Genomic DNA, 14064 nt, shown 5'->3' on the forward strand with positions numbered 1-14064 from the left:
GCCGTCACAATTGTGAGAAGCGGACGAGAGGAGTGCGGATGCGGCGCTGGCTGCGCTCTCCCATGCGCACCCACCTGGGCACAGAAGCCGATCGGGCGACCTTCCGCACCCTCCACAATGCATCGCTGGCGAGCCCGGCGCTGCGTGGCGGCCTGACCGTCGACAGCGCCGAGCGGGCTGCTCCACACCTGCAGGCGCTCTTGGCGGCCCCCGCGCTCGCGATCACCGACACCGACGGCCTGCTCGCCTGGGAAGGCATCGGCACCCACCACCAGGAACACGTGACCAAGCTGGCGGAGGGGACGCTGGAGCGCGGCGCGACCCGGTTCTACGACCGGGTCGACCTGGAGTGCGGCCAGGCGGGCTGCCCGCTGCACTCCGCCGTGGTCAGCCCGCTGGTCGTCGACGACCACCTGGTCGGCACGCTGCAGGCGTACGCCCCGGACACCTCCGCGATGATGGTCCGCGCCACCGACGAGGTCGCGACCTGGGTCTCCGGCCAGCTCGAGCTCGCCGAGCTCGACGCATCGCGGCGGCGGCTGATGGAGGCCGAGGTGCGTGCGCTCCGCGCTCAGATCAGCCCGCACTTCATCTACAACTCGCTCGGGGCGATCGCCAGCTTCGTACGCACCGATCCGGAGCGTGCGCGCGAGCTGCTGCTGGAGTTCGCGGACTTCACCCGCTACTCCTTCCGGACCCACGGCGAATACACCACGCTGTCCGAGGAGCTCCGCTCCGTGGAGCGCTACCTGCTGCTGGAGCAGGCTCGTTTCGGCGAGCGGCTCTCGGTGAGGCTCTCGGTGGCGCCCGAGGTGCTGCCGATCGCGGTGCCGTTCCTGTGCCTGCAGCCGCTGGTCGAGAATGCCGTACGCCACGGTCTGGCCGACGCGCAGACCGGCCACATCTCCATCCGGGCCGCCGACAGCGGCACCGAGTGCGTGATCGAGGTCGAGGACGACGGCGCCGGCGAGGATCCGGAGAAGGTACGCAACGCGCTGGCCGGCGGCAACGACTCCGTGGGGCTCGGCAACGTCGACGCCCGGCTCCGCAACGCCTACGGCGACGACTACGGCCTGGTGGTCGAGACCGCCCCCGGCGCCGGCACGAAAGTCATCCTCCGAATCCCGAAGTTCGCCCCAGGAGTGCACACATGAACCGCACCACCCAGGCAGTCGCCGCGCGACAGGGAGCGCCTGGTGGCCGGCTGAGGATCCTGGTCGTCGACGACGAGCCGCCGGCGGCCGACGAGCTCTCCTACCTGCTCACCCAGGACGCGCGGGTGGCGGAGGTGCGCACCTGCCTGAACGCGACCGACGGGCTGCAGCAGCTGCAGGGGTCGGGGGTGGACGCAGTCTTCCTCGACATCCAGATGCCCGGGCTCAACGGGCTCGAGCTGGCCCGTCTGCTGGCCCGGTTCAAGACGCCGCCGGCGGTCGTGTTCGTGACCGCCCACGAGGAGCACGCGCTGGAGGCCTTCGACCTGCGCGCGGTCGACTACGTGCTCAAGCCGGTCCGCGCCGAGCGGCTGGCGGAGACGGTCACCCGGCTGATGGGCAGCGTGCCGGAGGAGGAGCCGAGCGGCGACGTCCAGATACCGGTCGAGCTCGGCGGCATCACCCGCTTCGTGTGGCGCTCCCAGATCACCCACGTCGAGGCGCAGGGTGACTACGCCCGGCTGCACACCGCCGACGCCTCCCACCTGGTGCGGGTCCCGCTGACCCAGCTGGAGCAGGAGTGGGCCTCCGCCCGGTTCGTACGCATCCACCGCTCCCTCCTCGTCAACCTCGCCCACGTGACGGAGGTGCGGTCGGAGGCCGGGCGCTGCTCGGTCGTCGTCGGCGGCGCGTCCCGCGGGACCGAGCTGCAGGTCAGCCGCCGGCACACGCGCCAGCTCAAGGACCTGCTCGCCCGACGCTCATGACCCCATCCTGACAGCAGAGCCCGATGACAGAACCTCAACGCGTACGCGTCACCGGACCGCCCCGACGCCGCCCGGCCGTCCGCCGGGTCGACGTGGACGAGGACACCCGCCTCGGCGAGGTCTACCTGGGCTCGCTGATGCGCGCCCAGCTCTCGATCGCGCTCCGAACGCTGGCGGTGCTCTTCCTCGGCGTCGGCTCGCTCCCGCTGCTGTTCTGGCTGGCCCCGGGTCTGGTGCGCACCGCGCCGTTCGGCGTACCGCTCCCCTGGCTGCTGCTCGGGGTGCTGGTCTACCCGTTCCTGTTCTTCCTCGGCCGCTGGTACCTGCGCGGAGCGGAGCGCAACGAGGCCAGCTACGCCGACCTGCTCCGCTCGGACGACGAGACGCCATGACCCTCGACTCCGCCCCGGCGATCGTCGCGGTCACCCTGGTCACCCTGGCGACGCTGACCATCGGCACCTGGGGACTGCGGTTCAGCCGCACCACCAGCGACTTCTACGTCGCCTCACGTTCGGTGCGGCCCGGGCTCAACGCGAGCGCGATCGGCGGGGAGTATCTCTCCGCCGCCTCCTTCCTCGGGGTCGCCGGGCTGGTGTTCACCTCGGGCGCGGAGATGCTCTGGTATCCGATCGGCTGGACCGCCGGCTATCTCGTGCTGCTGACCCTGGTCGCGGCTCCTCTGCGCAGGTCAGGCGCGTACACGCTGCCCGACTTCGCCGAGGAGCGGCTCGCCTCCACAGGGGTGCGGCGGCTCTGCTCGCTGCTGGTCGTGAGCATCGGCTGGCTCTATCTGCTGCCCCAGCTGCAGGGCGCGGGTCTGACCCTGGAGCTGGTCGCGGATGCACCTCGCTGGGTGGGTCCGGTGCTGGTCGGGACGGTCGTGCTGGTCAGCGTCTTCTCGGGCGGGATGCGCTCGATCACGTTCGTCCAGGCCTTCCAGTACTGGCTCAAGCTGACCGCCCTGCTGGTCCCCGTCGGGGTGCTGGTCGCGGTCTGGGCCAACGACGGCGCACCCCGCGCCGACCTCAGCCAGGCCTGGTCGCTTCCCATCGGCACCGACACCACCACGGGCCTCTACGCCACCTACTCGCTGATCGCGGCGACGTTCCTCGGCACGATGGGCCTGCCGCACGTCGGCGTCCGCTTCTACACCAACCCCGACGGCCGCGCCGCCCGGCGTACGACCCTGGTCGTGCTCGTCCTCCTCGGCGTCTTCTACCTGCTGCCGCCGATCCTCGGCCTCCTCGGACGGGTGTACGCAGCCTCTCCCGCCTCCGCCGACACCCTGGTGCTCGAGCTGCCCCGGCTGATGGTCCCCGGCTGGGCGGGCGACGCGCTGACCGGACTGGTCTGCGCGGGCGCGTTCGCGGCCTTCCTCTCTACCTCGTCGGGCCTGGCGATCGCCGTCTCCGGCGTGCTCTCCCAGGACGTGGTCGTGCCGCTGCTGCGCCGAAGGGGCAGCCGCTTCGGCGGCGTCGCCGCCTTCCGGATCGCGTCCCTGGTCGCCGTCATCGTCCCGGTCGCCGGGGCCCTGCTGACCCCCAGCGTCGGGGTCGCCCGCGGGGTCGCCCTGGCCTTCGCGCTCGCCGCGGCCACCTTCTGCCCGCTGCTCCTGCTCGGCATCTGGTGGCGCCGGCTGACCGCCTACGGCGCCGCCACCGGGCTGGTCACCGGCCTAGTCACCACGGGGTCGGCCGTGGTGTTCACGATCAGCGGGTCGCGTACGGGAACCTGGGCGGATGTCGCGCTCACCCAGCCCGCGCTGTGGGCGGTGCCGCTCTCCTTCGCCGTCATGATCCTCGTCAGCCTTGCCTCCGCCGCCCACGTCCCCGCCCACACCACCCGGCTGCTGGTCCGCCTGCACTCCCCTGAGCCCACGATCGAGCCCATCACCACGTCCGCCGTGCAGCGCTGATCTGATCCGGGAGCCGATGGTGGACGAGAGCGCGGATGTCGGCGGCGATCTGGGTCTGTACGTGACGGCTGCCGGCGGCCTGCTGGGCGCGGCGCACGCCGCCGGCAGCCGTGAGATCGCCGGCTTCGGGGACGCGGCGCTGACCGTGCTCGCCATGGTGGCCGGCGCCTTCGCCGGGCTCCTCCTCGGTCTGCTCGTCGGCGTGGCGGTCGTGGTGATCCACACGGTCGCGGTCGCGCCTGCGGTCGGGTGGTGGCGACGCCGGATGTTCGGACGCGCCGCGCTCGTCATCGTCGCCTGGTCCCTGGTCATCACCCTCCTGCTCCGGTGGTGGCCCGACCGTTTCCTCCCCGCCTTCCTGATCGCGGGCTTCGGGGGCTGGTCGGTGTTCCTGGCCCGTCGCCGGTTCGGCGAGTCGGCGCACCTCGGTGCGCAGGCCGTCCCGCACCTCGGCGGCGTCGCCGTCGCCACCCTCGTGGGCGAGCAGCTCGTCTTCGGCAACCTGCTCTCCACGACGTACGTCGGGCCCGTGCTCCTGCTCTTCATGACGTGGCTGTCCTGGTGCGGATGGCGGGCGATGCGCACGGCTCGACGGGTCACGGTGCGGGCTGCGGCCGACATCGTCTGGTCGGTCCAGCTCGGTCTGCTGCTGTCGCTGGCGCTGGTGTGGCTGGCCGGCGTCCTCTCGCTCACCCCGACCCAGGTCACGGCGACCCGCGCCGTCCTGGAGAGGGCGCAGTCGCTGACCGCGGTGCACTGGGCGTACTGGCTGACTGCCTATACGGCCATCGCCGTGAGCAGCTATCTCGTCCTGCGGTGGCCGCAGCGCTTCGGCGAGGTCCGGCTACCGGTCTTCGGCGTGCTCAACACCGGGAAGCGGACGCTGGCCGGGGTCAACATCGGGCTGATGGTCGCGCTGGTCTTCACCATCACCGCGGTGCCCGTGTCCGAAGGAGCCTGGAAGCGGCAGGTCGAGGAGCGGTACGCCCTCGAGACGCGACACATCCAGCACGCGGAGGGCGAGGAGGCGGCGTACGAGCAGATCCACCAGTACGTCACCACGAACCGCCGCGTCGCCGCCCACCTGAAGCCGCTGGTCGTGGCGGTCCACGAGGCCGCGCCCACCGAGCCGGGACAGCCGGTCGCGGACGGCACCCTCGCCATCGCTCGTCAGCTCGGCCGCTTCCAGGCGGCGACCCTCCACCTCGGGGACCCGCGCCAGGCGCCGCTCACGGTGCTGTCCGGTGATCCGGACGTGAGCGAGGCGTTGGCGGCGCTCGACGAGGCACAGCAGGCCCGGTCGCAGCAGGAGACTCGATCCGGCCGGTTCGCGGACGCCGCAGCGGCCGCGGTCGCCAGCACCCTGGACATCCCCGATATCGGACGCAGCGAGGTCGTCCACATCGTCAAGGCCTACCTCGGCGGGCTGGTCGAGGAAGGCCGGGTGCGGGACCTCTTCCACAGCTGGGCGCGCGGCGAGTCGGTTCGGCCCGCGATGGTCCGCCTGGTCTCCATCGACGTGCCCACCCTCTACGCCGCCGCCTATGACCTGGCGCGCAGGGCGGCGGTGCGGGCGGGTGTGGACGTGTGGGCGTTCAACGCGACGTACGGCCTCGGTCTCACGATGCCGGGCGAGTCGCGGCAGCTGTCCGAGGTCGTGATCCTCGCTCGCCAGACCCACCACCTGACCGACGGCAGCGGTCCGTGTCCGGGGTGTGTGCATCCGCCCGGCGGCGCCGGCACCCAGACCGGTGACGGCACGTCCGGTGGCGGCGGCCGGCGCGGCTAGACCAGCCGCTCAGCGCACGATTTCGACCGCTTGTCGCTTGACGGCGCCGCCCACCGAGGGACGGCGCGTTCACCCGCGACGAGCGGTCCAACGGGCCCCTAATGTGACTGCGATCACACGTCGTCCGTCATCCACCCCCACGGTTGACGGCCTCGTCAACGAAAGGGTTAGACCGTGAGCGAAGAAGCGCACGACCAAGCCCACCGGCACGACCCGGTCTACGACAGACTGCACGCCACGGCAGAGTTCCGCGCTCTGCGGTCGGCGTACCGGAAGTTCGTATTCCCGGCCACGGTGGCATTCCTGGCTTGGTATCTCCTCTACGTGTTCTGCTCCAACTGGGCAGAGGACTTCATGAACACCAAGCTCGTCGGCAACATCAATGTCGCGCTGGTCTTCGGGCTCCTCCAGTTCGCGACCACGTTCGGCATCGCCTACCTCTACGCCAACTACTCCAACAAGCACCTCGATCCGCTGGCTCGGAAGCTCGACGAGGAATACGAGATCGAGAAGAGGCAGCTCTGATGGACGGTAGCCAGATCCTCACCACGGTCCTGTTCCTCGCGGTCGTCGCGGTCACGATCGGCATCACCTTCTGGGCGAGCCGGCAGACGAAGACCGCGGCCGACTACTACGCCGGTGGCCGCGGCTTCTCCGGTTTCCAGAACGGTCTCGCCATCGGCGGCGACTACATGTCGGCGGCGTCGTTCCTCGGTATCTCCGGCGCCATCGCCCTGTCCGGCTACGACGGCTTCCTCTACTCGATCGGCTTCCTCGTCGCCTGGCTGGTGGCGCTGCTGCTGGTCGCGGAGGTGCTGCGTAACTCGGGTCGCTACACGATGGCCGACCAGCTGGCGTACCGGATGAAGCAGCGCCCGGTCCGCCTGGCGGCCGCGACCTCCACGGTCGTCGTCTCGATCTTCTACCTGCTGGCCCAGATGGTCGGTGCGGGTGCCCTGGTGGCCCTGCTGCTCGGCGTCGAGGACCAGGCGGTCAAGAACGTCGTGATCCTGTTCGTCGGCGCGCTGATGATCTTCTACGTCACTGTCGGCGGCATGAAGGGCACGACCTGGGTCCAGATCGTCAAGGCCGTGCTGCTGATGACCGGCTCGGCGCTGATCGTGATCCTGGTGCTCGCCCAGTTCGGCTTCAACCTCTCCGAGCTGCTCGGCTCGGCCGCCGACGCCTCGGGCAAGGGCGACGCCTTCCTCCAGCCCGGGCTGAAGTACGGCCTGAGCTTCACCAGCGAGCTGGACTTCGTCTCGCTCGGGCTCGCCCTGGTGCTCGGCACCGCCGGCCTGCCGCACATCCTGATCCGCTTCTACACCGTCCCGACCTCGGCGGACGCTCGCAAGTCGGTGCTGTGGGCGATCGGCCTGATCGGTGTCTTCTACCTGTTCACCCTGGTCCTGGGCTTCGGTGCGGCCGCGCTGGTCGACCCGACCACCCTGGACAAGGCCGGCAACCTGGCGGCGCCGCTGCTCGCTCAGGAGGTCGGTGGCGGTGAAGGCTCCATCGGCGGTGCCGTACTGCTGGCACTCATCGCCGCGGTCGCCTTCGCCACGATCCTCGCCGTGGTCGCGGGTCTGACGTTGACCTCCTCGGTCTCCGTCGCCCACGACATCTACAACTCGGTGATCAAGCGTGGCAAGGCCACCGAGAAGGAGGAGCTGAAGGTCTCTCGCTGGGCCGCGGCGGGCATCGGCCTGGTCGCGATCCTGCTGGCCATCCCAGCGCAGTCGCTGAACATCGCGTTCCTGGTGGCACTGGCCTTCGCGGTCGCCGCCTCGGCGAACCTTCCGGCGATCATCTACAACATGTTCTGGGCGCGGTTCAACACCCGTGGTGCGACCTGGTCGATCTACGGCGGCCTGATCTCCTGTGTCGGTCTGGTCTTCTTCTCGCCGGTCGTCTCCGGCAAGACGGCCGTGGACGCGGTGACGGGCGAGACGATCTCCGCCTCGCTCTTCCCGCTCGGCGTGGACTTCTCCTGGTTCCCCCTGGAGAACCCCGGCATCATCTCCATCCCGCTCGGGTTCTTCCTGGGCTGGCTGGGCACGGTGACGTCGAAGGAGCCGGAGACCGCTGAGCGTTACGTCGAGCTCGAGGTGCGCGCCCTCACCGGCGCCGGCTCGGAGAAGGCGATCACGCACTGATCCATCGCGGCGGGCCGTCGTACACAGGTGTTGTACGACGGCCCGCCATCATTCTTTCCCCCGCACTACCCTGTGGCTTGAGCCACACATTTTTCGTACGTAGGAGTCACTGTGAGCGACGAGACCCTGTCCAACCTGCTGCACGAGAAGCGCCGGTTCGAGCCCCCGGCCGAGCTTGCCGCCGCTGCCAACGTCAAGGCCGATGCGTACGACGCCGCTGCCGCGGACCGCGACGCGTTCTGGGCGGCCGCCGCGGAACGGCTCACCTGGTCCAAGCCGTTCGATCGCGTCCTGAACTGGGACAACCCGCCCTTCGCGAAGTGGTACGAGGGTGGCGAGATCAACGTCGCGTACAACGCCGTCGACCGCCACGTCGAGGCCGGGCTCGGCGACCGGGTCGCGATCCACTGGGTCGGCGAGCCTGCTGATGACAAGCGGACCATCACCTATGCCGAGCTCAAGGACGAGGTCTCCCGAGCCGCGAACGCCTTCGAGGCGCTCGGCGTCGGCAAGGGCGACCGGGTGGCGATCTACATGCCGATGATCCCCGAGGCCGTCTTCGCGATGCTCGCCTGCGCGCGGATCGGCGCGATCCACACCGTCATCTTCGGCGGCTTCTCCGCCGACGCCCTCGCGACCCGCGTCGTCGACTGCGGCGCGAAGCTGATCGTCACCTCCGACGGCGGCTACCGCCGTGGCGCTCCCTCGGCACTCAAGCCCGCCGTGGACGAGGCGGTCATGAAGGTCGAGGCGACTCAGCCGGGCCTGGTCGAGAACGTACTCGTGGTCAAGCGCACCGGGCAGGACGTCGACTGGAACGACTCGGTCGACAAGTGGTGGTCGGATGCCGTGTCGTCGGCGTCGACCGAGCACACCCCGGTGGCGCACGACGCCGAGCACCCGCTCTTCGTCATGTACACGAGCGGGACCACCGGGAAGCCGAAGGGCATCCTGCACACCACCGGCGGCTACCTCACCCAGGCGGCGTTCACGCACTGGGAGGTCTTCGACCTCAAGCCCGAGACCGACGTCTACTGGTGCACCGCCGACATCGGCTGGATCACCGGCCACTCCTACATCGTCTACGGGCCGCTGGCCAACGGCGCGACCCAGGTGCTCTACGAGGGCACCCCGGACTTCCCGGAGAAGGGTCGCTGGTGGCAGATCATCGAGGAGTACGGCGTCACGATCTTCTACACCGCGCCGACCGCGATCCGGACGTTCATGAAGCAGGGGCGCGCCATCCCGGACGGCCGCGACCTCTCCTCGGTCCGCCTGCTCGGGTCCGTCGGTGAGCCGATCAACCCCGAGGCCTACATCTGGTACCGCGACGTCATCGGCGGCTCGTCGGTGCCCGTCGTGGACACCTGGTGGCAGACCGAGACCGGCGCGATCATGATCTCGCCGCTCCCCGGGGTGACGGCCGGGAAGCCGGGGTCGGCGATGAAGGCCCTGCCGGGCGTGGGCGCCGACGTGGTCGACGACAACGGCGTCTCCGTCCCGAACGGCGCCGGGGGCTACCTCGTGCTGACCCAGCCGTGGCCGTCGATGCTGCGTACGATCTGGGGCGACGACCAGCGCTACGTGGACACCTACTGGGCGCGCTTCAAGGACCAGGGGTTCTACTTCGCCGGCGACGGCGCGAAGAAGGACGAGGACGGCGACGTCTGGGTCCTGGGCCGCGTCGACGACGTGATGAACGTGTCCGGACACCGCCTCTCCACGACCGAGATCGAGTCGGCGCTGGTCTCGCACCCCTACGTCGCCGAGGCGGCGGTCGTGGGTGCGACCGACCCCGACACGGGGCAGGCCGTGGTGGCGTACGTCATCCTGCGCGACGGGTCGCCGGAGGACTGCCACAAGGAACTCTCCGACCACGTCCGCAAGGAGATCGGCCCGATCGCCAAGCCACGGCAGATCATGATCGTGCCCGAGCTGCCCAAGACGCGCTCGGGGAAGATCATGCGGCGACTCCTCCGCGACCTCGCCGAGGGTCGCGGCGTCGGCGACACGACCACGCTCGCCGATCAGACGATCATGGACCTCATCGCCGCCGGGAAGACGACCTCCACGGACGAGTAAGCCTCTGCCGAGTCGGCGCATCTGACCCCGTGTCTCGCGAGCGAAGCGAGCGAGAGGGGGCGGATGCGCCGACTCGGCGTTGCTGTACGGCCTCTAGCCCTTCTTGCCGTACTTCACCCGGCGGATGAAGTGGCTGTCGGTCCAGATCGGGTCCTTCGTGACGGCCTCACCCGACCCGGGCGCGTGCCAGACCCAGCGGCGGCCGTCGCGCTTCCCGGCGTAGATGCCGACGTGATAGACGCCGCCGCTGCCGTAGAAGAAGACCAGGTCGCCCTTGCGTGGCTTCTTGACCTTGAAGGTGTGGCTGACCTGGGCCGACGAGCTGTGCGGCAGCTTACGGCCGAGCTTCTTGTAGACCCATTGGGTCAAGCCCGAGCAGTCGTAGGCGTGCGGGCCGTTGGCGCCGTAGGAGTAGGGGTCGCCGGCCTGGCTCTTGACGCGACGCAGCGCTCGCAGCCCGCGCGACTTCTTCTTCTTTTTCTTGGTGGTGTGGGTGCCCGTCTGAGCGCTGGTGCTGGCGCTGGTCTGGGCACGTGCGCCCGGCGAGGAGGCTGCCGCGGCGGACTGGGCGGGAGCGGCGACGAGCGCGAGACCGACCACCAGGGCGGTCGCGAGGCCGACGGTCATCGTTCTGTGGGCGCGCGACAGCGCACGGACACACGATCCGGTCATTCGAGGTTCCCCTGTTGCAGCGACGCCTGCGAAGGTTGACCTGTCGGATTCGGGCTGCTGTTGCCCGGGCGCTGGATGTGATCCGTCTACGCCTTCACCCCAAGCCGGTCTGCCTTGTCTCTGGCTTCCGGCGTACTGCTCGGCTCCCCCGTGCCCGCCACCGTGGTCGGATCGACTCTCCTCCGGTTGTGACGGGCCTCGGCGCGACCGGAGCGGCCCCACCGTTCCGTAGGGCTCATCCACTATGCAACGGAACCCGGTGCCGGTCGGGGCATTTGTGCAGCAACTCACTCTCTAGATGATGGTTTTACGTACGTTTACTGTCGTTTGCGAACCATTGTTGGACAAAGGTGACCCCGGGTTGGTCACCTTCGTACCTCTGACAGCGGTGCTTGCTAGGGTCGTCGTCAGGTGTGCCGGGAAGTCTGGTCGGCGTGAGTTCATCGACCCCTGAGCCCTTGGAGGCCCATCCGTGTCCGACACCCGCAACCGCCTCTTCACTCGCGGCTCCTGGCTGGAGACCTCGCGGACGGCCGAGATCTTGCGCGCCGAGACGACCGGCGGCGTACTCCTCATCATCGCCGCGATCATCGCGGTCATCCTGGCCAACAGCCCCTGGCAGGAGGCGTACGAGGCGCTCCGCGACTTCCGGATCGGTCCCGAGGCCCTTCATCTCGACCTGACCATCGGGGCCTGGGCAGCCGACGGCCTGCTCGCGATCTTCTTCTTCGTCGCCGGCCTGGAGCTCAAGCGCGAGTTCGTCTCCGGCGACCTCCGCGACCCCCGGCGAGCCGCACTGCCGATCGCGGCCGCGGTCGGCGGCATGGTCGTACCGGCGCTGGTCTACGTGGCCGTCAACCTGATCGGCGACGGCTCGCTGGCCGGCTGGGCGACACCGGTGGCCACCGACATCGCCTTCGCGGTCGCCATCCTGGCGGTCATCTCGACGCATCTGCCTGCGGGGCTGCGTACGTTCCTGCTGACCCTCGCCGTCGTCGACGACCTGCTCGGCATCATCGTCATCGCGGTCTTCTTCACCTCCGAGCTGCACATCGGCTACCTGCTGCTCGCGCTCATCCCGATCGGGCTCTTCGCGGTGCTCGTCCAGCGTCGCGTACGCAGCCCCTGGCTGCTCCTCCCGCTCGCCCTGATCGCCTGGGCCCTCGTCCACTCCAGCGGTGTCCACGCCACCGTCGCCGGCGTGCTGCTCGGGTTCACCGTGCCGGTCATCGCTCGGAACCCGGAGGCCAAGCGCGGGCTCGCCGAGCACTTCGAGCACCTGGTCCGGCCGATCTCCGCGGGCGTCGCGGTGCCGATCTTCGCCTTCTTCGCCGCCGGCGTCTCCCTCGGCGGCTGGGACGGGGTGACCAGCGCGCTGCGCGACCCGATCACGCTCGGCATCATCCTCGGTCTCGTCGTCGGCAAGACCATCGGGATCTCGGGGTCGACCTGGCTGCTCGCCCGGTTCACCCGTGCGTCGCTGGACGACGACCTCGCCTGGACCGATGTCATCGGGATGGCGATGCTGGCCGGCATCGGGTTCACGGTGTCGCTGCTGATCGGCGAGCTCGCCTTCTCGTCCGATCCAGCTGCTCACGACCACATGAAGGTGGGTGTTCTGTTCGGGTCCGTCCTGGCCGCGGCCCTGGCGACGGTGGTGCTGCGGGCCCGCAACCGGGTCTACCGCCGCATCGAGGAGGTCGAGACTCTCGACGCCAACAAGGACGGCGTGCCGGACGTGTTCGAGGAGGATCAGGGTCGCGACCGGTAAGGTCGTGGGCGCTCCCCAATACACGTTCAGCGAAGGGTTCCCATGGCAGTCGACATCGTGAAGTCCCCCGGCGGCGAGGACCCGACGATCGGCAAGCTCGTCGTCGACGCCACCCGCGACATCTCCGAGCTCGTCAACAAGGAGATCACGCTCGCGAAACAGGAGCTCAAGGTCTCGATGACCAACGCCGGCGTCGGCGTCGGTCTCTTCGCAGCCGCCGCGTTCCTGCTGGTCCTCGCCGTGATCATGCTCTCCGTCTCGGCGGCCTACTTCATCCACTGGGCCGGCCTCGGCCTGCACTGGTCCTTCCTCATCGTCTTCGGCTTCTACGTCCTCCTCGCCGCCCTGCTCGGCTTCATCGGCGTACTCAAGGTGAAGAAGGTCAAGGCCCCCGAGAAGGCCATCGCCCAGGGCAAGGAGATCCCCCGGGCTCTCAAGGGCCAGCGCTGACCCACCCCGCCGAGGCGTCACCCCGGTCGGCCGAGGCGTCAGCCCCGTCGGCCGAGGCGTCACCCCGGTCGGCCGAAGCGTCACGGTGACGGGCCAGTTTTCGTCCACAGGGCGCGCTGAGTCCGGAGTTATCCACAGCCTCTGAGAAGACGGATGACTTCGTACGCAACCTGTCGCACGCTGCGGCCATGAACCTCTCACTCGTCAAGACCGACAACCGCCTGCCAGAGCGTCCCTTCACCACGTCCGACATCGAGTCGGTCGCGACCAGCCGATACGCCCTCGCCCAGGCGATCAGCCATGGGGATGTGCGCCGCCCGTTCCGGGGTGTCTATCTCGCCGCGCAGGCAGAGGACGATCCGGTGAAGCGTGCAGAGGCGCTCGTGCAGGTGGTGTCCGAGCACCAGGTGATCAGCGATCGGACCGCCGCCTGGGTGCACGGCATCAACACCTTCACCCAGACCGAGATGGCACAACTCCCGGCCGTGGAGACGTGCGCCCTCCGTGGGCACACGCGCACCCGGCGCCCGGGCACCGACGGCCGCTCGCGCGACCTCATGCCCGAGGACATCGCGGTCATCGGCGGCGTACGTGTGACGACGCCACTACGCACCGCGCTCGACCTCGGGTGCAACCTGAAGCGGCGGGAGGCGATGGCCGCGCTCAACGAGTTCGCCAGGCACCACGGGATCACTCGGGACTCCCTCGACAAGGAGCTGCCCCGGTTTCGCGGACGCCGCGGTGTCGTCCAGCTCCGCGAGCTCGTCCCCCTCCTGAACCGTCGCCTCGAGTCCCAGCGCGAGTCCTGGACCTTGCTCGCGATCAGCGACGCCGGACTTCCTCTTCCCGAGGCGCAGGTCTGGGTCGACGTCGAAGGAATCCCGACCTATCGCCTCGACTTCGCCTACCGGCTCGCCAAGGTCGCGATCGAGTACGACGGCGAGGACCACGACGACCCCGACCAACGAATCTACGACGAAGAGCGACGAGGCTGGCTGATCGATCACGGCTGGACGATCGTCATCGTGCGGAAGGGCGACTTCACCGGTGACCGTCTCGACGCCTGGCTTCGCGAGATCAAGGACGCCCTGACCCCGACCTACTCCTCCCGCCGCTTCTGATCGAAGCGTCACGCCCGTCGGCCGAAGCGTCACCCGCGCAAGCCGAGGCGTCGCTCCCGTCGGCCGAGTTGACAACACGTTGCCAACTCGGCCGACGCAGGTGTCGTCTCGGCCGACCTAGCCGACGTCTGGGGCGACCGATCGGACGCCGCGGGGGGGGGGAGCCGGCGCCGGCTGCGGGGTGGGC

The 14064-nt window shown here is 69.5% G+C and carries 12 protein-coding genes; 11 read left to right on the forward strand and 1 reads right to left on the reverse strand.

Annotated features, from left to right (window positions below):
• The first annotated feature begins 38 nt into the window (after window positions 1–38).
• The 8 genes from ABT304_RS04510 to acs all read left to right on the forward strand — a co-directional run bounded on the left by ABT304_RS04510 (window position 39) and on the right by acs (window position 9863).
• The gene (locus tag ABT304_RS04510) at window positions 39–1154 is read left to right on the forward strand and encodes a sensor histidine kinase (RefSeq protein ID WP_350713522.1); all 1116 of its coding nucleotides are present in this window, start codon (window positions 39–41) and stop codon (window positions 1152–1154) included.
• On the forward strand, window positions 1151–1921 hold the full coding sequence (locus ABT304_RS04515; protein WP_350713523.1) for a LytR/AlgR family response regulator transcription factor: 771 nt from the start codon (window positions 1151–1153) through the stop codon (window positions 1919–1921). Before ABT304_RS04510 ends, ABT304_RS04515 begins: the two co-directional genes overlap by 4 nt.
• 23 nt (window positions 1922–1944) lie before the next feature.
• On the forward strand, window positions 1945–2313 hold the full coding sequence (locus tag ABT304_RS04520; protein ID WP_350713524.1) for a DUF485 domain-containing protein: 369 nt from the start codon (window positions 1945–1947) through the stop codon (window positions 2311–2313).
• The gene (locus tag ABT304_RS04525) at window positions 2310–3836 is read left to right on the forward strand and encodes a sodium/solute symporter (protein ID WP_350713525.1); all 1527 of its coding nucleotides are present in this window, start codon (window positions 2310–2312) and stop codon (window positions 3834–3836) included. Before ABT304_RS04520 ends, ABT304_RS04525 begins: the two co-directional genes overlap by 4 nt.
• Before the next feature lie 19 nt (window positions 3837–3855).
• Window positions 3856–5625, forward strand: coding sequence for a hypothetical protein (locus ABT304_RS04530; protein ID WP_350713526.1), 1770 nt, complete (start codon window positions 3856–3858; stop codon window positions 5623–5625).
• A gap of 174 nt (window positions 5626–5799) precedes the next feature.
• Entirely contained in the window at window positions 5800–6150 is a 351-nt protein-coding gene (locus ABT304_RS04535; protein WP_160025759.1) for a DUF485 domain-containing protein, read from the forward strand.
• Window positions 6150–7781 (forward strand): monocarboxylic acid transporter, encoded by a 1632-nt coding sequence (locus tag ABT304_RS04540; protein ID WP_350713527.1) that lies wholly within the window; start codon window positions 6150–6152, stop codon window positions 7779–7781. Before ABT304_RS04535 ends, ABT304_RS04540 begins: the two co-directional genes overlap by 1 nt.
• 111 nt (window positions 7782–7892) lie before the next feature.
• A complete protein-coding gene (gene acs, locus ABT304_RS04545; protein WP_350713528.1) occupies window positions 7893–9863 on the forward strand; it encodes an acetate--CoA ligase in 1971 nt (656 codons plus the stop codon).
• 93 nt (window positions 9864–9956) lie between these two features.
• Here acs and ABT304_RS04550 read toward each other — a convergent pair whose 3' ends face one another.
• On the reverse strand, window positions 9957–10535 hold the full coding sequence (locus ABT304_RS04550; RefSeq protein WP_350713529.1) for a C40 family peptidase: 579 nt from the start codon (window positions 10533–10535) through the stop codon (window positions 9957–9959).
• A 472-nt stretch (window positions 10536–11007) separates the two neighbouring features.
• Here ABT304_RS04550 and nhaA point away from each other — a divergent pair, with 472 nt between their 5' ends.
• From nhaA to ABT304_RS04565, 3 genes are all read left to right on the forward strand, one after another.
• Window positions 11008–12306: a Na+/H+ antiporter NhaA gene (nhaA, locus tag ABT304_RS04555; RefSeq protein WP_350713530.1), complete on the forward strand. Its 1299-nt coding sequence runs from the start codon at window positions 11008–11010 to the stop codon at window positions 12304–12306.
• A gap of 42 nt (window positions 12307–12348) precedes the next feature.
• Window positions 12349–12756: a phage holin family protein gene (locus ABT304_RS04560; RefSeq protein ID WP_160025764.1), complete on the forward strand. Its 408-nt coding sequence runs from the start codon at window positions 12349–12351 to the stop codon at window positions 12754–12756.
• A 188-nt stretch (window positions 12757–12944) separates the two neighbouring features.
• Complete coding sequence (locus ABT304_RS04565; protein ID WP_350713531.1) at window positions 12945–13877, forward strand: type IV toxin-antitoxin system AbiEi family antitoxin; 933 nt, start codon at window positions 12945–12947, stop codon at window positions 13875–13877.
• Window positions 13878–14064: the final 187 nt, after the last annotated feature.

The sequence above is a fragment of the Nocardioides sp. NPDC000445 genome (assembly GCF_040300245.1).
Taxonomy (GTDB): domain Bacteria; phylum Actinomycetota; class Actinomycetes; order Propionibacteriales; family Nocardioidaceae; genus Nocardioides.

Bases quoted from the DNA above. Each gene is read 5' to 3' on its own strand.
- ABT304_RS04540 (WP_350713527.1), top strand. From the start codon at position 6,150: ATGGACGGTAGCCAGATCCTCACCACGGTCCTGTTCCTCGCGGTCGTC.
- ABT304_RS04550 (WP_350713529.1), bottom strand. From the start codon at position 10,535: ATGACCGGATCGTGTGTCCGTGCGCTGTCGCGCGCCCACAGAACGATG.
- ABT304_RS04520 (WP_350713524.1), top strand. From the start codon at position 1,945: ATGACAGAACCTCAACGCGTACGCGTCACCGGACCGCCCCGACGCCGC.
- ABT304_RS04515 (WP_350713523.1), top strand. From the start codon at position 1,151: ATGAACCGCACCACCCAGGCAGTCGCCGCGCGACAGGGAGCGCCTGGT.
- ABT304_RS04565 (WP_350713531.1), top strand. From the start codon at position 12,945: ATGAACCTCTCACTCGTCAAGACCGACAACCGCCTGCCAGAGCGTCCC.
- ABT304_RS04525 (WP_350713525.1), top strand. From the start codon at position 2,310: ATGACCCTCGACTCCGCCCCGGCGATCGTCGCGGTCACCCTGGTCACC.
- ABT304_RS04560 (WP_160025764.1), top strand. From the start codon at position 12,349: ATGGCAGTCGACATCGTGAAGTCCCCCGGCGGCGAGGACCCGACGATC.
- ABT304_RS04510 (WP_350713522.1), top strand. From the start codon at position 39: ATGCGGCGCTGGCTGCGCTCTCCCATGCGCACCCACCTGGGCACAGAA.